17 protein-coding genes are annotated in these 17034 nt (G+C 50.7%); 12 read left to right on the top strand and 5 right to left on the bottom strand.

The genetic code is table 11. From position 1 onward, the window contains the following. The coding region (locus tag AC128V_RS03615; protein WP_482763315.1) for an ABC transporter ATP-binding protein at nucleotides 1-835 on the top strand (835 nt) is incomplete at its 5' end. Here the strand turns inward: AC128V_RS03615 and AC128V_RS03610 are convergent. Continuing rightward, nucleotides 836-2551: an ATP-binding cassette domain-containing protein gene (locus tag AC128V_RS03610; protein WP_482763314.1), complete on the bottom strand. Its 1716-nt coding sequence runs from the start codon at nucleotides 2549-2551 to the stop codon at nucleotides 836-838. It abuts the gene before it with no gap. Nucleotides 2552-2752: 201 nt separating this feature from the next. On the opposite strand from AC128V_RS03610, the gene AC128V_RS03605 reads away from it, so the two are divergent. The 5 genes from AC128V_RS03605 to AC128V_RS03585 are packed head-to-tail and all read left to right on the top strand — an operon-like array spanning nucleotide 2753 to nucleotide 8719. Continuing rightward, entirely contained in the window at nucleotides 2753-3697 is a 945-nt protein-coding gene (locus AC128V_RS03605) for a glycosyltransferase family 2 protein (RefSeq protein WP_482763316.1), read from the top strand. Between the two features lie 12 nt (nucleotides 3698-3709). After that, nucleotides 3710-5422 (top strand): glycosyltransferase family 39 protein, encoded by a 1713-nt coding sequence (locus tag AC128V_RS03600; protein ID WP_482763313.1) that lies wholly within the window; start codon nucleotides 3710-3712, stop codon nucleotides 5420-5422. A gap of 3 nt (nucleotides 5423-5425) precedes the next feature. Continuing rightward, nucleotides 5426-6637 (top strand): L-2-hydroxyglutarate oxidase, encoded by a 1212-nt coding sequence (gene lhgO, locus AC128V_RS03595; protein WP_482763312.1) that lies wholly within the window; start codon nucleotides 5426-5428, stop codon nucleotides 6635-6637. Further along, entirely contained in the window at nucleotides 6634-7845 is a 1212-nt protein-coding gene (locus AC128V_RS03590; RefSeq protein WP_482763311.1) for a glycosyltransferase, read from the top strand. The genes lhgO and AC128V_RS03590 overlap by 4 nt, the downstream gene beginning before the upstream one ends. After that, a complete protein-coding gene (locus AC128V_RS03585; protein ID WP_482763310.1) occupies nucleotides 7838-8719 on the top strand; it encodes a sugar nucleotide-binding protein in 882 nt (293 codons plus the stop codon). Before AC128V_RS03590 ends, AC128V_RS03585 begins: the two co-directional genes overlap by 8 nt. Here AC128V_RS03585 and AC128V_RS03580 read toward each other — a convergent pair. From AC128V_RS03580 to AC128V_RS03570, 3 genes are read right to left on the bottom strand one after another with little or no spacing between them, the layout of a single operon-like run. Next, nucleotides 8716-9912 carry a UDP-N-acetyl glucosamine 2-epimerase gene (locus AC128V_RS03580; protein WP_482763309.1) on the bottom strand — a complete coding sequence of 399 codons (1197 nt, stop codon included), beginning with the start codon at nucleotides 9910-9912 and terminating at the stop codon, nucleotides 8716-8718. The two genes, AC128V_RS03585 and AC128V_RS03580, sit on opposite strands and share 4 nt — an antisense overlap. Nucleotides 9913-9914: 2 nt before the next feature. Next, a complete protein-coding gene (locus tag AC128V_RS03575) occupies nucleotides 9915-10358 on the bottom strand; it encodes a dTDP-4-dehydrorhamnose 3,5-epimerase family protein (protein ID WP_482763308.1) in 444 nt (147 codons plus the stop codon). Further along, nucleotides 10358-11305 carry an NAD-dependent epimerase/dehydratase family protein gene (locus AC128V_RS03570; protein ID WP_482763307.1) on the bottom strand — a complete coding sequence of 316 codons (948 nt, stop codon included), beginning with the start codon at nucleotides 11303-11305 and terminating at the stop codon, nucleotides 10358-10360. Before AC128V_RS03570 ends, AC128V_RS03575 begins: the two co-directional genes overlap by 1 nt. Nucleotides 11306-11361: 56 nt before the next feature. Between AC128V_RS03570 and AC128V_RS03565 the strand changes: the two genes are divergently transcribed. From AC128V_RS03565 to AC128V_RS03545, 5 genes are all read left to right on the top strand, one after another. Next, complete coding sequence (locus AC128V_RS03565) at nucleotides 11362-12156, top strand: hypothetical protein (RefSeq protein WP_482763306.1); 795 nt, start codon at nucleotides 11362-11364, stop codon at nucleotides 12154-12156. Further along, nucleotides 12135-12998: a glycosyltransferase family 2 protein gene (locus AC128V_RS03560; protein ID WP_482763305.1), complete on the top strand. Its 864-nt coding sequence runs from the start codon at nucleotides 12135-12137 to the stop codon at nucleotides 12996-12998. Before AC128V_RS03565 ends, AC128V_RS03560 begins: the two co-directional genes overlap by 22 nt. A gap of 67 nt (nucleotides 12999-13065) precedes the next feature. Beyond that, the gene (gene fdxA / locus AC128V_RS03555; protein ID WP_482763304.1) at nucleotides 13066-13386 is read left to right on the top strand and encodes a ferredoxin; all 321 of its coding nucleotides are present in this window, start codon (nucleotides 13066-13068) and stop codon (nucleotides 13384-13386) included. Next, on the top strand, nucleotides 13386-14492 hold the full coding sequence (gene dapC / locus AC128V_RS03550) for a succinyldiaminopimelate transaminase (protein ID WP_482763303.1): 1107 nt from the start codon (nucleotides 13386-13388) through the stop codon (nucleotides 14490-14492). Before fdxA ends, dapC begins: the two co-directional genes overlap by 1 nt. 33 nt (nucleotides 14493-14525) lie before the next feature. Then, nucleotides 14526-15800 carry a citrate synthase gene (locus tag AC128V_RS03545; protein ID WP_482763302.1) on the top strand — a complete coding sequence of 425 codons (1275 nt, stop codon included), beginning with the start codon at nucleotides 14526-14528 and terminating at the stop codon, nucleotides 15798-15800. Here AC128V_RS03545 and rsmD read toward each other — a convergent pair. After that, nucleotides 15797-16363 (bottom strand): 16S rRNA (guanine(966)-N(2))-methyltransferase RsmD, encoded by a 567-nt coding sequence (gene rsmD, locus AC128V_RS03540; protein WP_482763301.1) that lies wholly within the window; start codon nucleotides 16361-16363, stop codon nucleotides 15797-15799. The two genes, AC128V_RS03545 and rsmD, sit on opposite strands and share 4 nt — an antisense overlap. Nucleotides 16364-16389: 26 nt before the next feature. Here rsmD and AC128V_RS03535 point away from each other — a divergent pair. After that, nucleotides 16390-17034: OB-fold nucleic acid binding domain-containing protein (locus AC128V_RS03535; protein ID WP_482763300.1), on the top strand; the 645-nt coding region annotated here is incomplete at its 3' end.

Raw genomic sequence — 17034 nt, 5'->3', positions numbered from 1 at the left:
GCGTGAGCTACCGATAAAGAGGACCGAGGCTGTTCTCTCACTTCGCGATGTAGAGATCACCTATCCAAAGCGTGGCCGTGTTCCAGCCTTCACCGCAGCTAGCGGAGTTTCCTTCGACATCTACCCGGGTGAAATCCTTGGTCTTGTTGGTGAGTCAGGTTCAGGTAAGACCACCGTGGGACGCGCTGCAATCGGCCTACTGCCGATTTCTAAGGGTTCCATCAACCTAGTTGGCAGAGACATCTCTGGCGCCTCACAGCGCCAGCTACGCGAAGTTCGCCAGCACACTGGAATCGTGTTCCAGGACCCAGGTTCATCGCTAAACCCACGCCTTCCAATCGGTGAGAGCATCGGTGAGCCATTGCTACTAGCTGGTAAGGCTAAGGGCGAAGAACTTAACAAGATGGTTGAGGACCTACTTGACTCTGTTGAGCTACCACGTAGCTACCGCAACCGCTACCCACACGAGTTATCCGGTGGTCAGCGTCAGCGTGTTGGTATTGCGCGAGCACTATCACTCCGCCCAGACCTATTGATCGCTGACGAGCCAACAAGTGCGCTAGACGTGTCGGTTCAGGCACGTTTTCTTGACCTATTGCTAGAGCTTCAGGATGAGTTGAAGTTCGCTTGCTTGTTCATCTCTCACGACCTTGCGGTTGTGGACATGCTGGCTCACCGCATCGCAGTTATGGAGCGCGGAAAGCTAGTTGAGATTGGTGAGCGTGACCAGATCCTCAAGAACCCTCAAGAGGAATACACCAAGAAGCTAATCTCTGCGGTTCCAGTTCCAGACCCAGCAGAGCAGAAGCTAAGAAGACTTGCGCGTAAGGGCTAATTAGCCCTTAGCAATTCCCATTAGCTCAACAGCCTTGGCAAAGTCAGGAACCTTGCTCTGAAGTTCTGAGAAGGTTCCTTCGGCAATGACGCGACCTTTGTCTAGGTAAATGATCTTGTCTGAGTTCATAACGGTCGAGAGCCTGTGTGCAATGAGAACAACGGTCATCTTGCCGCGCAGCTGGTCCAGCACCTTAGAAATCTGAGCCTCAGTCTCGGCATCGAGCGCACTGGTTGCCTCATCCAAGAACAAAATACCTGGGTCACGGTATAGAGCGCGTGCAATCCCAAGACGCTGGATCTCGCCACCGGAAAGCTGCCCAGCATCCGGCTCAACATTCATCTCAAGCGCACCAGGGTTGGCATAGGCGTTTAGACCAGCCATCTGCAACACCTGAGCAACCTTGCCCAAGTCAGTCTGGTCAACACTTGATAGCGAGACATTCTCTGCCAAAGTCCCGGACACCAGGTGAGGGCGCTGTGGCACAATGCCAATCAGCCCTCGACCATGCTCAAGAAGAACACGAGGGTCGTGGCCCTCGATAGAAGCCTTACCTGAGTCTGGCAACCTAAACCCGGTAGCAATCTCGAAGCAGGTAGTCTTTCCAGCCCCAGAAGGTCCCACGATGGCGACCTTGGCCCCAGCCTTTACCTCGAAGTTGATGTTTTGAATAACAGCGGTTTCTTTGTTGAAGCCAAAGGTGACGTTATTTAGGCGAAGGCCAAGCGGCTTGCCGTGCTCGACATCAAGCTCAACATCCTGAACGGCAGAATTGCGCGCAGCAATTACTTTCAATCGATCAAGGGCAGGCTTTCCGCGGTTTGCTCCGTCGATCATCGAATTGATAGCAGCCTGAAGCGGCAGCAGGGAAGCAACCAGGCGAAGGCCACCGGCCATAAAGACACCAATCGTCACAGCCTGGGAGGGCAAGTCACTGAAAACAACTATGCCTGCCAAGAAGGCAAATATTCCAAGGATCAGCGAAGTCTCAATTACATAGCGAGGGAGGCTGTTCAAGGTGTAGATGACTGCAGTACTGGTGGCGGACTGAGCCCTTCCCTTGGTGTAGCGGTCTATCCATGGACCCATGAGCCCATTAGCTCGGACTTCACGGCGGACACCAAAAAGGTCCCGGCTCGTGGAGAGGGATAGCTCATGTCCTTGGAGTTGAGCAGCGCCATTTCTGCGAATCTTTCCAGTTACAACCTTGCTAAGCGCCCACAAAACGGCAGAGAGGTAGGCAAACATGGCCACGGTTGCAACCGGGTTCACAAGTAGGAAAATCGAAACCATGGCAAGAAGTAGTGAAGCCTCTGCCATTACGGAAACTCTGGAATTCACAAAGAGAGTTAACGCCTCTGTGCTGTTGCGTGAGACGCTCTGAAACTCCGAAAGATTGTCTTCGAAACCACTTTCACCTTCGCTGCCCCCAGCGAAGTAATCCTCAGCCAGAGTCTTGGAAAAGCCCGCCTCGAGGGAAGAGACAAAAAGGGATGTGGTCAGGTTGAGCCAGATGGAAAATGCGGACTTAACTATGAATATCCCGGCGATCCCGAGTGCAACAAGCACCGCCTGCGATTCGTTGATTGCAATGGAACCAATTACGGGGATGCTGATCGGGGCTACAGCTCCACCGCCAGCTGCGAATGCGCCAAAGGAGGTTGCTAGGAGTGCGATCCCTGCCAGACCAGCGATGTCCAGCAAATTCGACAGCATCCTTGCACCCGAAAGAAAATAGATCTTTCTTGCTACCTTTTTAGGCACTACCGACCCAAAAGACCTCAAAGACATCGCGTTTAATTTGCTCATTGCCATAAGCCTAGGTCAGCAATAACTGGACAATAGTGTTTGCAATAGGTTTGTCTGGATTCAACTGCTCGGTAGAGTTAGTTGTCACGAAAGCCATGGGAGATTGTTGTGCGTCTTGGAGTCGTAATTCCGTCTTATCGTGTGACAGATCACATTCTTGAAGTCCTGGCCGGAATCGGGCCGGAAGTCGAGCGCATTTATGTAATTGATGATGCCTGCCCAGACAAATCGGGCGATCTTGTCAAGAAGAAGAACAAAGATAAGCGTGTCACTGTCATCACCCATCCTGAGAACTTGGGAGTCGGCGGAGCAGTGGTTACGGGCTACCGCGCAGCCCTAGCTGATGGTATGGATGTCATAGTCAAGGTTGATGGCGATGGACAAATGGATCCAGGGCTCATTGAAACCATTGCAAGGCCTGTGGTCAATGGCGAAGCGGACTACGCCAAGGGAAATCGCTTTGACAGCCTAGAGAACCTCTTTGCGATGCCTAAGGTTCGTATTTTTGGCAATGCAGTCCTTTCTCTATGGTCCAAAATTTCATCCGGCTATTGGTCAATAACCGACCCAACTAACGGATTTACTGCAATTCACCGCAAAGCACTTAGTGCAATCCACCTTGACAAGCTTCGTAAGACCTACTTCTTCGAATCGGACCTGCTATTCAGACTTAGCATCACCAACGCTGTCGTTGTTGACGTTCCGATGGAGGCCGTATACGGGGAAGAAAAGAGCAACCTAAAGATCAGCAAGGTATTAGTTGAGTTCCCATGGCGTCACACCGTCAATCTTTGGAAGCGAGTCTTCTATAAGTACTACCTACGCGAGTGGTCTGTCGCAAGCATTGAACTACCTCTTGGCGTTGGATTCACTGTATTTGGCGCATGGTTTGGTATCGCTAGGTATCTGGAAGCTTCCGAAGCGGGTCGTGCGACTACCGCGGGTCAAGTGACTCTCTCCGCGGTTGCCCTTATTCTCGGGGTTCAGCTGCTACTTTCATTCTTGTCTTATGACGTTCAATCGGAACCTAGGGTTCCAAGACAAAAGAGATAATCGGGGATTGGTTTGAAGAACCTACTTGCTGCAGTAAAAGACTGGAAGAACCTGGCATTTGCCGGCTCAATGCTGGCTGTTGCCGCTTGGGTTTACTCAAGGGTTGCGATGGTTAACCCAGCGATCTTGGGTGATGAGTACCTCTACTCAATCAATGCTCGCAAAGTAGGTCCGTGGGACCCATCCCCAGTGGGAGACTTCTCCAACTACTTGTTCAACCTGGTTTACTCGTCAACTAACCTTTGTGGCGATGCTTTTTACACCTGCGGAAAGCTTCTAAACCTTGTCTTCTTTGTCGGCTTCCTCACGGTTATCTTCATCATCGCCAAGCGGTACATGAATTACTGGATTGCCTTCGCATTCACGATTTTGGCCGGATTGTCACCACTTAGCGTTTACACCTCGATGTTCTTGCCTGAATCGATGTATTTCTTCTTCCTTAGCCTCGTCTTTGCTGCGGTTTTGAAAGCCGCCGAAACCTATGCGTGGAAAGATTGGGCCATTGCAGGTGCGCTGGTGGGAATTACCTCGCTAGTTAAGCCACACGCTTGGCTGTCAGCAATCGCAATCGGTATTTTTCTTGTAGTGCTTGGTCTAACTAACGCGAAATACCGTTTCGGCCCGCTGTTCAAGGCAATAGGCGCTATTTCATTGGGTGCGATTCTTGGACGCGTAATCATCGGATTCCTGGTTGCTGGACCAAAAGCACTTAGCTTCTTCGGCCAGTACCTAAACGCTGGTACGGTCGCTGAAATCACCAAGGCACCGACGGGTGAAGTTGCGGCTAATGCCTCGCCAGTCGGAACCAGCGCAATCAACGGTGTGTTCGCATTGTTTGGCGTCCAGCTAAATATCCACATTCTGACGATCTCCGCACTGATGGGTGTCACCATTCTTGGAGTGACTATTGGTGTAATCGAACTGATTCGCACTCGTGAATTGACCAAGGTGACCGCGCTTTCCCTATTCGCTTTTGTCTGGCTCTTCAGCTTGGTAATCGAAGTCGTAATGTTTACCGGCTGGATTACCGGCGGCGGAGATGACCACACAACTCGAGTTCTAGAGCGCTACTACGACTTCCTGTTTATCGTCGTGCCATTGGCAGGCCTTGCAGCGCTGACCTCTAAGTTCGCTTCGGAGATCAAGATTTGGATTCGACTTCCACTTGCGGTCTTGATGTTGATTTTCATTACCCCTGCGTTCTCGGGCTTCTTCGGAACCCTGACGATCCAAATCGCAGATGCACCTAACCTTGCTGGCTTGGTTGTCAACCAAGACGTTTTCAATGCGGCGGCACTATTTGGTTTTGCTTCTTTGATTGTGTTCGCCTTCTTCCCGAAGTACACGGCGTACGTTCTCATCGGACTATTGCCAGTAACGATGGTTGGAACTGGTTTTCAGATCCAAGATCAGTACCAGGGGTTCCGAGGCGAACTAAACGCGCAGGACAGGGCTGGCCAATACCTGAGAGCCAATCTTTCCTCGGCAGATGTTGATGCAACCTGGATTGCAGCCACTTCGAGATTCGAGGCAACTAACGTAGCGATTTGGGCTGACTCAGCAACCATTAGATATGATCTTTTCGGCGCTGGCTCTGCCCTCGACGCAACTTTGGTGCCAGAGGGTAGCAAGTACGTTCTTGTAACTGGTGATTTGACCTATACCGGTCCGGTTCTAGAGTCCATCCCAGGCGAGGGATACACGCTTCATCGGATTGCAGACTAGTAAATGAAAACTGGTAGGGCTGACTATCTGATTATCGGTGGCGGTGTTGTTGGTCTCGCGATAGCCAAGGAAATCAAGAGCCGATTTCCAACTTCGACCGTTGCCGTTCTTGAAAAGGAGCTGGCAGTAGCGCTCCATGCTTCTGGAAGAAACTCTGGTGTGCTTCACGCGGGCTTCTACTATTCCCCTGAGTCCCTAAAGGCCAAACTCACTCGCGACGGAAACGAGCGAATGAGAAATTTCTGTATTGAAAACGGCCTTCCCCTTCTAGAAACTGGCAAGGTTGTGGTTGCACGGCGCCAGGAAGATGTTCCAGTGCTCAGCGAATTGCATCGTCGCGGCGTAGCAAATGGTGTCGATGTGGAGCTGGTTGACCCTGATAGGTTGGCAATTCTCGAACCGCTTGCGGAAACTATTGATCTAGCTCTTTGGTCACCTAGAACCGCCGTTGCAGACCCGGCGGCTGTTGCGTTAGCACTGGAGTCCAACCTGCGAAAGGCTGGAGTCGACTTCTACTTCAATCAACAAGTTTCCAAGATCAAATCTCATTCACTAACCACAAAAAATGGGGATACATTCGAATTTGGGCACTTAGTCAATGCAGCAGGTCTTTACTCTGATGTTATGGCTAAGGAGCTCGGCTTCGGCGAGCGGTACTCGATGATTCCATTCATCGGTTTGTACTTCTATGCACCTGCCCTCAAGGGCACCTTGGAACGCCACATTTACCCCACCCCTGATCCAAGAAATCCCTTTCTAGGAGTCCACTTCACTAAAACAGCGCATGGTGATGTCAAGGTCGGACCCACAGCGATTCCTATTTTGTCCAGAGAGCAATATGGATTCTTCGATGGATTGAAGGCTTCCGAGCTCCTTGGAATTCTGGCAAATTACCCAAGGTTTATTGGCTCGAAGCATCACGACGTTTGGTCGCTAGTGAAGACGGAGTTGCCAAAACTCTCCAGGAAGCACCTTCTGGGACAAGCAGCCAAGCTAACCAGCAAGATTGATGTCTCAAAATTCACTGTCCCAGGAAAGCCCGGTATTCGAGCACAGTTGTTTGATAAGCGAGAAGCAAAGCTAGAGATGGACTTCGTTATTGAAGGTGATGAGAATTCAACCCACGTTCTCAATGCCGTGTCACCTGGTTGGACCTCGTGTTTTAGCTTTGCAGAATACGTTGTCAACGACATGGAGCTTCGCCAGAAAGCATGAAACTTCTAGTTGTTCATGAAGTGAGTTATCCAAAAAAAGTCGTTTATGAGATTCATGAGTTCCCAGAACTCCTTGCGCTCAATGGCCACGACGTCACTTTTGTAGACTTCGACGAAGGAGCAACACGCAAGGACCTTGATCAGCCTAGGGATCGAGTGATCCATGGCAGAATCCACCCGGCAGCAAGTTTGAGACTTCTTACACCCCACAGATTTGGCATCCCTCAGATAGACAGAATCTGGGCGATTTTTTCATCAATCCCGCTGTTTGGGAAACTGATCAAACACGGCGGTTTTGACGTGATTTTGAACTTTGCAGTTCCAACCTATGGGCTGCAGGTTACCCTCTTGGGCAAACTGTTTGGGGTACCCGTTTTACAGCGTGCACTGGACGTTTCGAGCAAGATCCGGGAATCCATATGGAATCCTCTGATCGCGCTATTTGAGAAACTCACCTTCAAATGGGCCAGTGCAGTGAGCACCAACAATCCAGCCATGACCAAGTACGTCATAGGACTAATGGGTGAGCAGTTCCGGGACAAAGTTGTCATGCACTACCCACCCCTTGATCAAAGAATATTCAAAGCCACAGCGCGTGACCAAAAGTTAGCAACTTCATTGGGCATCAATCCAAAAGACAAAGTTCTTATGTACATGGGGAGTTTCTTCTACTTCTCAGGACTGGACGAAGTTATTGTCAAGTTCGCTGAGAGTGTGGCCCAAGACCCAGCCCTGAAACTATTGCTAGTTGGCGGCGGGGAACAAGAACCGCTGCTTAGGGAGCTCGTAGAGAACCATGGGCTGTCGAAAAATGTCGTGTTCGCTGGATTCGTTCCATTTCATGAACTTCCGAGATACATGACGCTCGGAGACGTCGCTATAAATCCACTGATCGTCTCCACGGTCGCCAGCGCGGCATTTCCACACAAGGTACTTCAGTACATGGCAGTCGGACTGCCCACGGTCAGCACCAAACTAGACGGCCTCTACGCCGCCTTTGGGGACGAGTCAGGTCTGCGCTGGTCATCGAGTCCAATTGAAACCCTAGAAATTGCGCTGGACATCCTTAAGAATGACCAGACCCAGCGTGAAACCCAAATTAGACTTCAGCGAGATGTTTTAGACAGACTCTTCTCTCCCCAGGGAACAGTAAACAAATTAGAAGCAACCCTTCTAGAACTCAGCAAACTAAGGAGAAACCATGCCTAAGGTCGTAATTCTTGGCGCTACAGGAATGCTTGGACGTGGAGTGCTGCAAGCATTCGCTGGCACGAAGTTGGAGCTTGTTGGAACTACCCGAGACGGGCAGAGCGTCGACGGCGTCCCGGAGTTGCCAGTCACAAAGTTCGATGCACTCACTGACGACGTGAGCGCTTTGGACTCAGTCGCATCTTCTGGCGACTGGGTTATCAACTGCATTGGAATCATCAAGCCTCACATCAAGGACGACAACGCCGATCAGCGAAGAGTGGCAATGATCGTAAACGGGTTGTTCCCTGATCAGTTGGCTCGCTATGCCGAGGCAAAGAATTTGCGAGTAATTCAGATTGCAACAGACTGTGTTTATTCTGGACTAAAGGGTAAGTATTCCGAGCAAGATGAATTTGATGCCTTGGATGTTTACGGAAAGACCAAGAGCTTGGGCGAGGTTCCATCGCAAACCATGATGCACTTGCGAGTTTCCATTATCGGTCCAGAGTACGGACGCAGCACATCACTATTCGAGTGGGTGAGAAACCAGCCTCAGAATGCCGAGATTTTCGGATTTACTGACCACGTCTGGAATGGCGTTACCACCTTCCATTTCGGCAAGCTTTGCCGCGGGATAATCGAACACAACGAGTTTGTGCCAGGCACCATTCACGTAATCCCTGGATCTACCCTGACCAAAGAAGTGTTAGTTGGCGCAATTGCTGCAAGAGCAGGCAGGGGAGACATCACCGTCAATCCAAAGGCCTCCGGCAAAGTTATCGACAGAACTCTGAGCACGACCAATGGCGATGTTGTAGCCCGGATGTGGCAGAACGCCGGATACGCTACAGCGCCAACAGTCGAGCAAATGATTCAGGAGATGCCGCTTTAGGCTTTTCCTAGATCTCCAATGCCGTAGCCATAGTTTCTGGCGACTGGACGGATCTTTTCATTTGGCAGATGGCCTGCCCAGTTCTTGTTCTTGAATCTTTGAACAAGGTCATCAGCAATTCTTCTAGATGCCAGTCCATCACCAAGAGTGTGGGTCCAGGACTCAGAGCGCCTACCCGCTGCGGACTTAATGATCGCTTCAATTTGGCCGTCATTGTATTCAAAGTGAGGGTCAAACTTGACCGAACCACCGCAGTCGTAAACCTGTGGTCGCTCTGTTGAGGTTCGCATCTGTATCGATGGAACGCCCAGAACTGCAGCCTCTTCAACCACGGTGCCTGAGTCAGTTATCACTGCGGTTGACGCGTCCAGCAGTTCCATGAGCTCTGCATATCCAATTGGATCAATCATTAGTGTGTTGGCTGGTATCTCTAGATTGAACTCCCGAATACGAGCCTGGGTTCTGTATCCCGCTGGGAAGATTACCGTGCCTGAGCAACGTGAGGCCAAGTCAAGAATTCTTGAAAGAGCTTCGCGACTATCAACGTTCTCACGCCTGTGGCAGGTCATAGACCAGAGCTCTCCACCGGTATAGCCATAAGACCTGAACAGCTCAGCCCTTGCCTCAGGAGTCAGTCGTACCTTGCCCGAGATGAAGTAGTGGTTCAGCACGTCCACGATCGGATTTCCAGTGACAACGATGTTGTCTGGGTCTAGGCCCTCAATAACACCCTGTTGTTTGTATTCGTCCACATAGGCGTAGATCACATCCGCAAGGTGATCAATTGCCGTTCTGAACTTCTCCTCTGGCATGCGCCAGTCGTAGGAGCGCATGCAGCCTTCGATGTGAACGATTGGGATGTTCTTGGCGGCAACTGCGATAGAGCCGGTCACCGTGTTGGTGTCGCCAAGGAAGATGACAGCATCTGGCTTCGCGCTGTCCAAGTAGCTACCCAATTCAGAGATCAGGCTCCCAATCATGGCTTGGTCACTTGAAGTGTCAAGTTGCAATGTGACATCTGGCGCTGGAACGTCTAGCTGCCTGAAGAAGATGTCCTTCATATTGTCGCTGTAGTGCTGCCCGGACCAGACGAATTCGAAGTCTGCACCTAGTTCAGCTTTGAGCATGTTGATAATCAGTGAGGCACGGATTACATCGGGCCTAATGCCTAGGACCATTGAGATTTTGGGCAAGGTTATCTTTCTTCGATGTTCCAGGGATCCCACATGCGTGATTCAAATCTGATGTCATCTGCAGCACTCTCGGCAAGCGTCGAAGACGAGAAGAACATCATTATCGTGTCCGCACTTAGAGACATGAATCCGTTTGCATATCCGGCTGGAATCAATAGAGCACCAGGCTTAGATCCAGAGACCACAAATCGCTCGATTTGAAGGTCCTTAGAGGGCGATTCCCAGTTGTCGACTTTAACCCCTGCCACCAAAGCTGAGCCCTGCAGGCAAACAACAGCCTTCGCCTCGTGCTTGTGACCGTGCCATGCACGAATAAAGCCCTGGCGGTGGTTTTCGACGACGTAAAAACGCTTGTATCCAGCCAACGCAAAATCGTTTATGAATTTCAGTGACCCGCGATCGTCAACCGCCAGTCCGCCGGCTACAAACTCAATCTTGTCGGACATTACTTGGTTCCAAGTAGGCCCTGCAACGCAGCAACGTTGCTAAAGCGAGGAAGGCTTACGTCAGGGATACGGTTCTGGGAAATCGCGTTGTGAATCTCAAGGATTCCGTCCTTTACCGACCACTTAGGTGCAAAGCCCAACTCGTTCCGAGCCTTGTCGCTGGAAACCGCATAGTTGCGTGCATCTTGGAAGGAGGACTCAGTGATCTTGAGAACAGCGCCAGGAACTACTTCCTGGATGCGCTCAGCCAACTCGATGATGGTTAGGTTCTCGGTGTGCAGGTTGTAAACACCTGTGGTGTGGGTGTCAATGTGAGGCACCATTGCGGTAGCAACATCACGCACGTGCAACAGAGGCCTGAATTGCTGGCCACCGAACACACTCATCTGCTTCTCACGCACTGCACGAATGGTTAGAACGTTCAAAACAAGGTCCACTCTCAAGCGAGAGTAAGTGTCGCTTAGTCCGAATAGTGTTCCGAGACGGAAGATCAAGGTCTCGTTTGGAGCTGCAAGAAGCACCTTCTCCGCTGCAATCTTGGATTCCGCGTAAAGCGACAGTGGATCAAAAGGACTGGACTCGTCCAACAAGCCGTCCTGGGCTCCGTAAACGCTGCAGGTGGACGGGAAGATGATGCGTCCGGAGAAGTTAGCAACCAAGTTCTTCACAGAACCGACATTGGTCTCCATGGTTAGCTCTGGGTTTAGTGCACAGGCTGGATCCCCAACGAATGCGGCAAGCCAAACAACGGTGTCAGCCCAGTTGAGGTGAGGCTTTAGAGAGTCGATATCGTTTATGTCACCGAAAACAAAATCGATGTCCTTCAAGTAGGCATCTTCATAAACGAGCTTGTCAAAAACGCGAACTTCGTGCCCTGCATCCAATGCAGCATCCACCAAGTAACCACCAACATAACCGGCCCCGCCAGCAACCAAGACTTTAGACATGTTTTCGCTCCGTTCCTGTGGCTAGGCTACCAGTATCTGAAGTGAGGGGAGCCCGAGTGGCGAGTAAAATATTCTTGAATCCGGAAGTTATGTCCGGACTGGGGGAGGACACTTTCTGGACATGGTTCCAGAGGGAATCTGGAGCTGAAGTTGGAGTTCCAAAGAAAGTCGGTCCAACAGACATCGTGCTTCATTATTCGACGATGGGGAAGCCTTCATTCCCAAGCCATACCATCAATTTATTGTGGGAACTTTACCCTGAAATGTCACTCAGGCTTGGAAAGAAGTTCGGATCCAAAAATAGGCGCATTGGGAAATCCTTGGTCGCGCAGTGGCATGCAGTCGCCACTCCGTACAGCAGGGCCTTCTATCCAGTGAACACAAAGGTCTTGCCCATTGCAGTGAATGCAGATCTATTCAAGCCTGGGGAATCGAAATCTGACGCAAAATCGGCACTGGGTCTCGATCCAAATCGGCCGGTAGCCTTTTGGTCTGGTGCTAATCATGAGATGAAGGGACCGGACCTAAGGGACGCGTGGCTGAAGGGCAATCCCGAATGGCAGGGATTGATTATCACTAAGGAAAAACCAATTAGCCAAGAGAAGCTCGCTTTGCACATGCAGGCGTCGGATGGGTTTCTAAATACTTCTCGATTAGTCCCTTACTTCATGGTCGATTGGGAATGCATTGCAGCAGATTTGCCAATGATTGAAGCTGGAGGCGTAGAGCGGGAGTTTTCACTGCCGAGCTCCGATGTAAGGTCGGTTTTGTTCGAAAAGAGCTGGGATAGAAAATCCGCAATCCAGCTTTGGTTGAAATTTATAGACGAATGCTCACTAACTCTGAAATAAGCAAGAGACCACAGGTCTCTATTTTTGCTGTGGTTTACAGATCGGTTGAGTACGCACGATATATAAATGAAGTTGTGCATAATTCCTGCCCTGAGATTGCGACGGGTGAGGCAGAGTTCTTCCTAGTTGCCAACCAGCCTGAATCAGAATTGAAGGCTTGGCTTGCGACATCGGAGTTGTCGTACTTGGAATACTGGCCCACATCAGAATTGAGCCCAGAATGTGGACCGAATTACCTTGCGGGCGTCTATGAAGCTTACAACTTTGGCGTAAATGCAGCTTCGGGAGAAATCGTCATAATGCTGAATTCCGATATGGTCCCATCGCCAGGATGGTTGAAATTTATGATTGACGAGTTCCAGCCAAACGATCTTTTAAGCCCCTGGTTGGTTGAACCTTTTCATCCCAAGTATGGTGTTTTCCCTGGTGCCATTGAGGCAAATTTTGGGCGGTCTCCTCGAACTTTTGAAGCGCTCGGCTGGAGTGATTTTTGCCTTGCAGGAGCCGTTCAACTTCCAGAGAATGCATCACCCCCATTCATGCCCGTGATGGTTTCGAAAGACCAATTCCTTCAACTCGGGGGGTTTCCTCAGGGAAACTTGATGGTGAACGGAGAATGTGTTCCAGCCGACAAGAACTATTTCGAAAAACTTGTTTCCACAGGGATGCAGCACAGGTTCACTTCAAGGCCCGTCTATTTTTATCACTTTAAGGAGGGTGAAAAGCGCACGGAAACCGTCTTTAGAATTTTTTCGGACTCCATCCCCTCGCTTGCCAGGAAAGTAAAAATCGACAAATTACTGCACTTTCTTCGAAGGCTGCGATCCAAAAAATTGCGCTGAGCACCAGACCTTCCCGCGATGGTCGCCACGCTGGGCCTAAACTTGTATTCATGGATTGAGGAGCCAAATGACTTACGTAATCGCCCTTCCCTGTGTAGATGTCAAAGACAAGGCATGTATCGATGAGTGCCCTGTCGACTGCATCTATGAGGGTGACCGCATGCTCTACATCCACCCGGACGAGTGTGTGGACTGCGGTGCTTGCGAGCCTGTTTGTCCAGTGGAAGCCATCTACTACGAAGATGACCTCCCTAGCGAGTGGAGCGAGTACTACAAGGCAAACGTTGACTTCTTTTCTGAGATCGGTTCCCCTGGTGGAGCTGCCAAGGTTGGCCCAATTCCTGGTGACCACGCCGTTATCTCAGTTCTTCCCCCTCAGGGCGAATAGTGTTTCAAGGCTTGCCGGAGTACCCCTGGCAAAAGCTCAAGCCATATCGTGAATTGGCTGCCAAGCACCTGGACGGTGCAATCGATCTTTCTGTCGGAAACCCAATTGACCCAACACCGCAGGTTATTCAAAACGCTTTAGATAGCGCATCGAACTCGCCTGGCTATCCAACCACCTGGGGTGATGTTTCTGCTCGTCAAGCAGTAGCAGATTGGTATGCCAGACGACGAAAGTCACCAGGGTTTACTGCTGATCAAGTACTTCTAACCATTGGCTCAAAAGAGTTCATCTCGTGGTTGCCAATCATGCTTGGCGTCGGGCCAGGTGACGTTGTAGTTCAGCCAAGGTTGGCTTACACCGCATACGAGGTCGGTGCAGCTTTTGCAGGGGCAGAGATTTTAGTGGGGGATGAGCCATCTGAGTGGCCATCAAACACCAAGCTGATTTGGCTGAATAGCCCCGGCAATCCAAATGGTGCCGTGCACTCGGTTGAGTTTCTCAAAGCAGCTCTAGTGCGAGCTCGTGAACTTGGTGCTGTGATTGTGAATGACGAGTGCTACGCCGAGATGGGCTGGGTTTCACCTTGGGAGGAATACATCCCTTGCATGCTTGACCCTGAGGTAACTGGGGGAGATGTCACTAACGTGCTCTCGATTTACTCACTCAGTAAGCAGTCAAACTTGGCTGGTTACCGCGCAGCATTTGCTGCCGGTGACGAGAAGCTAATCAAGGGTTTGGTCAACCTCAGAATGCACTCTGGAATGATGGTTCCGATGCCGGTGCAAAAGGCAATTGCAGTCGCGCTCGGCGACGATGAGCATGTAGCAAAGCAAAAAGAGGTTTACCGTAAGCGACGAGATGTGCTACTTCCAGCGCTTGTTGCCTACGGATTTGAAGTTCAGGACTCTGAGGCTGGGCTGTATTTGTGGGTTACCAAGGGTCAAAACTGCTGGGACACCATCTCCGAGTTGGCACAATTAGGCATCGTCGCTGTCCCCGGAGAGTTTTACGGCGAGGCCGGCAAGAACTTTGTTCGCTTCTCAATTACTGCAACCGACCAAGAGGTTTTAGAGGCTGCAAACCGCCTCAGAAATGCTCTAGGCTAGGGGCAAAGCCAACCCTCACAAAGGAGCTAGCGTTTGACTTCTAACGAGAAGGTGTCCCTTCGATACGGTGCCCACGAGGCAGAACTTTCTGTGATCGAATCGACCGAGGGTCCTGGCGGAATTGATATTTCAAAGCTCATTGCCACAACTGGGCTCAGTTCTTACGACCAAGGTTTCGTAAACACCTCCTCAACCAAGAGCGCAATTACCTACATCGATGGCGACAAAGGAATTTTGCGCCACCGCGGTTACCCAATTGAGCAGCTTGCAGCAAAGAAGACCTTCCTAGATGTTGCCTACCTGTTGATTTATGGTGAGCTACCAACCGCTACCGAGCTGGCAGCCTTCGACGAAAAGCTTCGCGAGCGCTCGATGATTCACCCAAACATGGTCCGCTTTTTTGAGGCTTTTGAGCACTCTGCTCACCCGATGGCGATCCTGTCCTCCGCAGTTTCTGTTCTTTCAACTTTCTACAACGACTCCACTGACGCAAGAGATCCAGAACAGGTTGATCTTTCAACAATCAGACTTTTGGCAAAGCTTCCAGTGATTACCGCCTATACCTATAAGTCATTGGTGGGGGAGAGCATTGTTGAGCCAGACAAGTCACTCTCGCTGGTAGAAAACTTCCTACGCATGACCTTTGGTCACAAGGGTGAAGAGTGGTCTGCAAACCCAGTTTTGACCAACGCTCTAGATACTTTGTTGCTCTTGCACGCTGACCACGAGCAGAACTGCAGCACCTCAACAGTGAGACTGGTTGGCTCTTCTCACGCAAACTTGTTTGCTTCGATCTCATCGGGCATCAATGCGCTTTCTGGCCCACTGCACGGTGGTGCAAACGAAGCTGTTTTGGACATGCTTACCTTTATTCACGAGTCCGGTGACTCGGTTCAGAAGTATGTTGAGAGAGTCAAGAACAAAGAAGACGGCATTCGCCTAATGGGCTTTGGTCACCGCGTCTACAAATCCTTTGATCCAAGAGCGACCATCGTGAAATCTCACGCAGACGAGGTGCTTAGGGAGCTAGGTGTCTCTGACCCACTATTGGACATTGCAAAAGAACTAGAGGCTGCTGCTCTTGCGGATTCTTACTTTGTAGAGCGCAAGCTTTACCCAAACGTTGACTTCTACACCGGGGTTATCTACAAGGCCATGGGCTTCCCACCAAGGATGTTTACGCCACTGTTTGCAGTCGGACGTCTGCCAGGTTGGATCGCGCACTGGCGCGAGCAGAACGAAGACGTGCACACCAGAATTGGTCGCCCGCAGCAGGTTTACACGGGTCCTACCGAGCGCTCAATCTAAGGTTTTACGTAAATCCAGACTGCGGTGTCGCCGTATGACTTTGTGTTTTGAAGTTCTAGATTCTCAACCTCAAGCTGTTCACTGCGGCTCGATCTCTCAACAACAACTAGACCGTCTGCGCCCATAAGAGCAGCAACTGCGTGCAGTAGTTGCTCTAGTTCGGAGTTCGGGAATTCGTATGGCGGGTCAATAAAAACTAGGTCAAAACCTTTGGCAACTGATTTTAGAAAACGCTGCGCATCTTGGTTGTGGGCCTGAATCTTTATTGAAATATCCTGCTTTTCAAATGAGTTGAGGCTGCTTTTGACATTGTGCTGCAGAAGCTCAAATGCATTGCGGTCTCGCTCCACCAGGTCTACTGACAAAGCTCCTCTAGATGCTGACTCAAGACCGAGGGCTCCTGTGCCGGCGAATAGGTCCAGTACCTTTGCGCCCTCAATTACCCCCATGGCGTCGAGCTTTGCGAACAGGCTCTCTTTGACTCGGTCTGAGGTGGGTCGAGTGGCCTTGGCAGCTGGCTTGAGCTGCAGAGAGCCAATAGCTCCGGCAATGATTCTGGTCACGGTTGTGAGCCTAGTGAAAAAGGTTGGTGATTCAGGCGATGATTGTCTGTGTGCTGACAGAAACCTTGAAACTAGATTCGATCCTTGGTGATCGAACGGCGAAGGCTTTCGTGAAGCAATTTGGAATCACTAATCTCTCCGAGCTTTTAGAGCATTACCCAAGGCGATACTCAAAGCGTGGCGAGCTCACTCCGATCTCTTCACTACCAATCGGCGAGGTCGTAACCGTGGTTGGTGAGGTTGTTTCCACTTCTTCGAGGAGACTCAAGGGTCGAAGCGGCAATCTCCTCGAGGTCGTCATAACTGACGGCTCCAAAACCCTAACCTTGGCATTTTTCAACCAGCACTGGCGAGAGAAGGAACTTCACTCCGGAGTGCGCGGACTCTTCAGCGGTCGAATTGGAGTCTTTTCAAATAAGTTGCAGCTTGCTCATCCTGACTATGAGCTCTTCTCGCAGGAGATTGATGACTCTGAAGCTAAGGCTTGGGCAGAACTGCCAATTCCCATCTACCCAGCTTCTGGAACCCTCAGCACCTGGAAGATTCAGAAGTCTGTCGAACTAGCGCTTTCTGCACTTGGTGAGATCCAAGAAGTTCTCCCGGCCAACCTTTTGAAAAAGCACAAGATGCTGTCGCTTTCTGAATCGATAAAGCAGATACATGTCCCAAAG

The sequence above is a fragment of the Aquiluna sp. genome, from assembly GCF_965064355.1.
Note: the sequence above shows the minus strand (reverse complement) of the source record. Positions and strands in the feature narration are given on the sequence as shown.

Excerpts from the sequence above, each read along its gene's own strand:
- lhgO (WP_482763312.1), top strand. The coding sequence starts at position 5,426 with ATGAAAACTGGTAGGGCTGACTATCTGATTATCGGTGGCGGTGTTGTT.
- fdxA (WP_482763304.1), top strand. The coding sequence starts at position 13,066 with ATGACTTACGTAATCGCCCTTCCCTGTGTAGATGTCAAAGACAAGGCA.
- AC128V_RS03560 (WP_482763305.1), top strand. The coding sequence starts at position 12,135 with ATGCTCACTAACTCTGAAATAAGCAAGAGACCACAGGTCTCTATTTTT.
- AC128V_RS03585 (WP_482763310.1), top strand. The coding sequence starts at position 7,838 with ATGCCTAAGGTCGTAATTCTTGGCGCTACAGGAATGCTTGGACGTGGA.
- AC128V_RS03610 (WP_482763314.1), bottom strand. The coding sequence starts at position 2,551 with ATGCTGTCGAATTTGCTGGACATCGCTGGTCTGGCAGGGATCGCACTC.
- AC128V_RS03575 (WP_482763308.1), bottom strand. The coding sequence starts at position 10,358 with ATGTCCGACAAGATTGAGTTTGTAGCCGGCGGACTGGCGGTTGACGAT.
- AC128V_RS03590 (WP_482763311.1), top strand. The coding sequence starts at position 6,634 with ATGAAACTTCTAGTTGTTCATGAAGTGAGTTATCCAAAAAAAGTCGTT.
- AC128V_RS03570 (WP_482763307.1), bottom strand. The coding sequence starts at position 11,305 with ATGTCTAAAGTCTTGGTTGCTGGCGGGGCCGGTTATGTTGGTGGTTAC.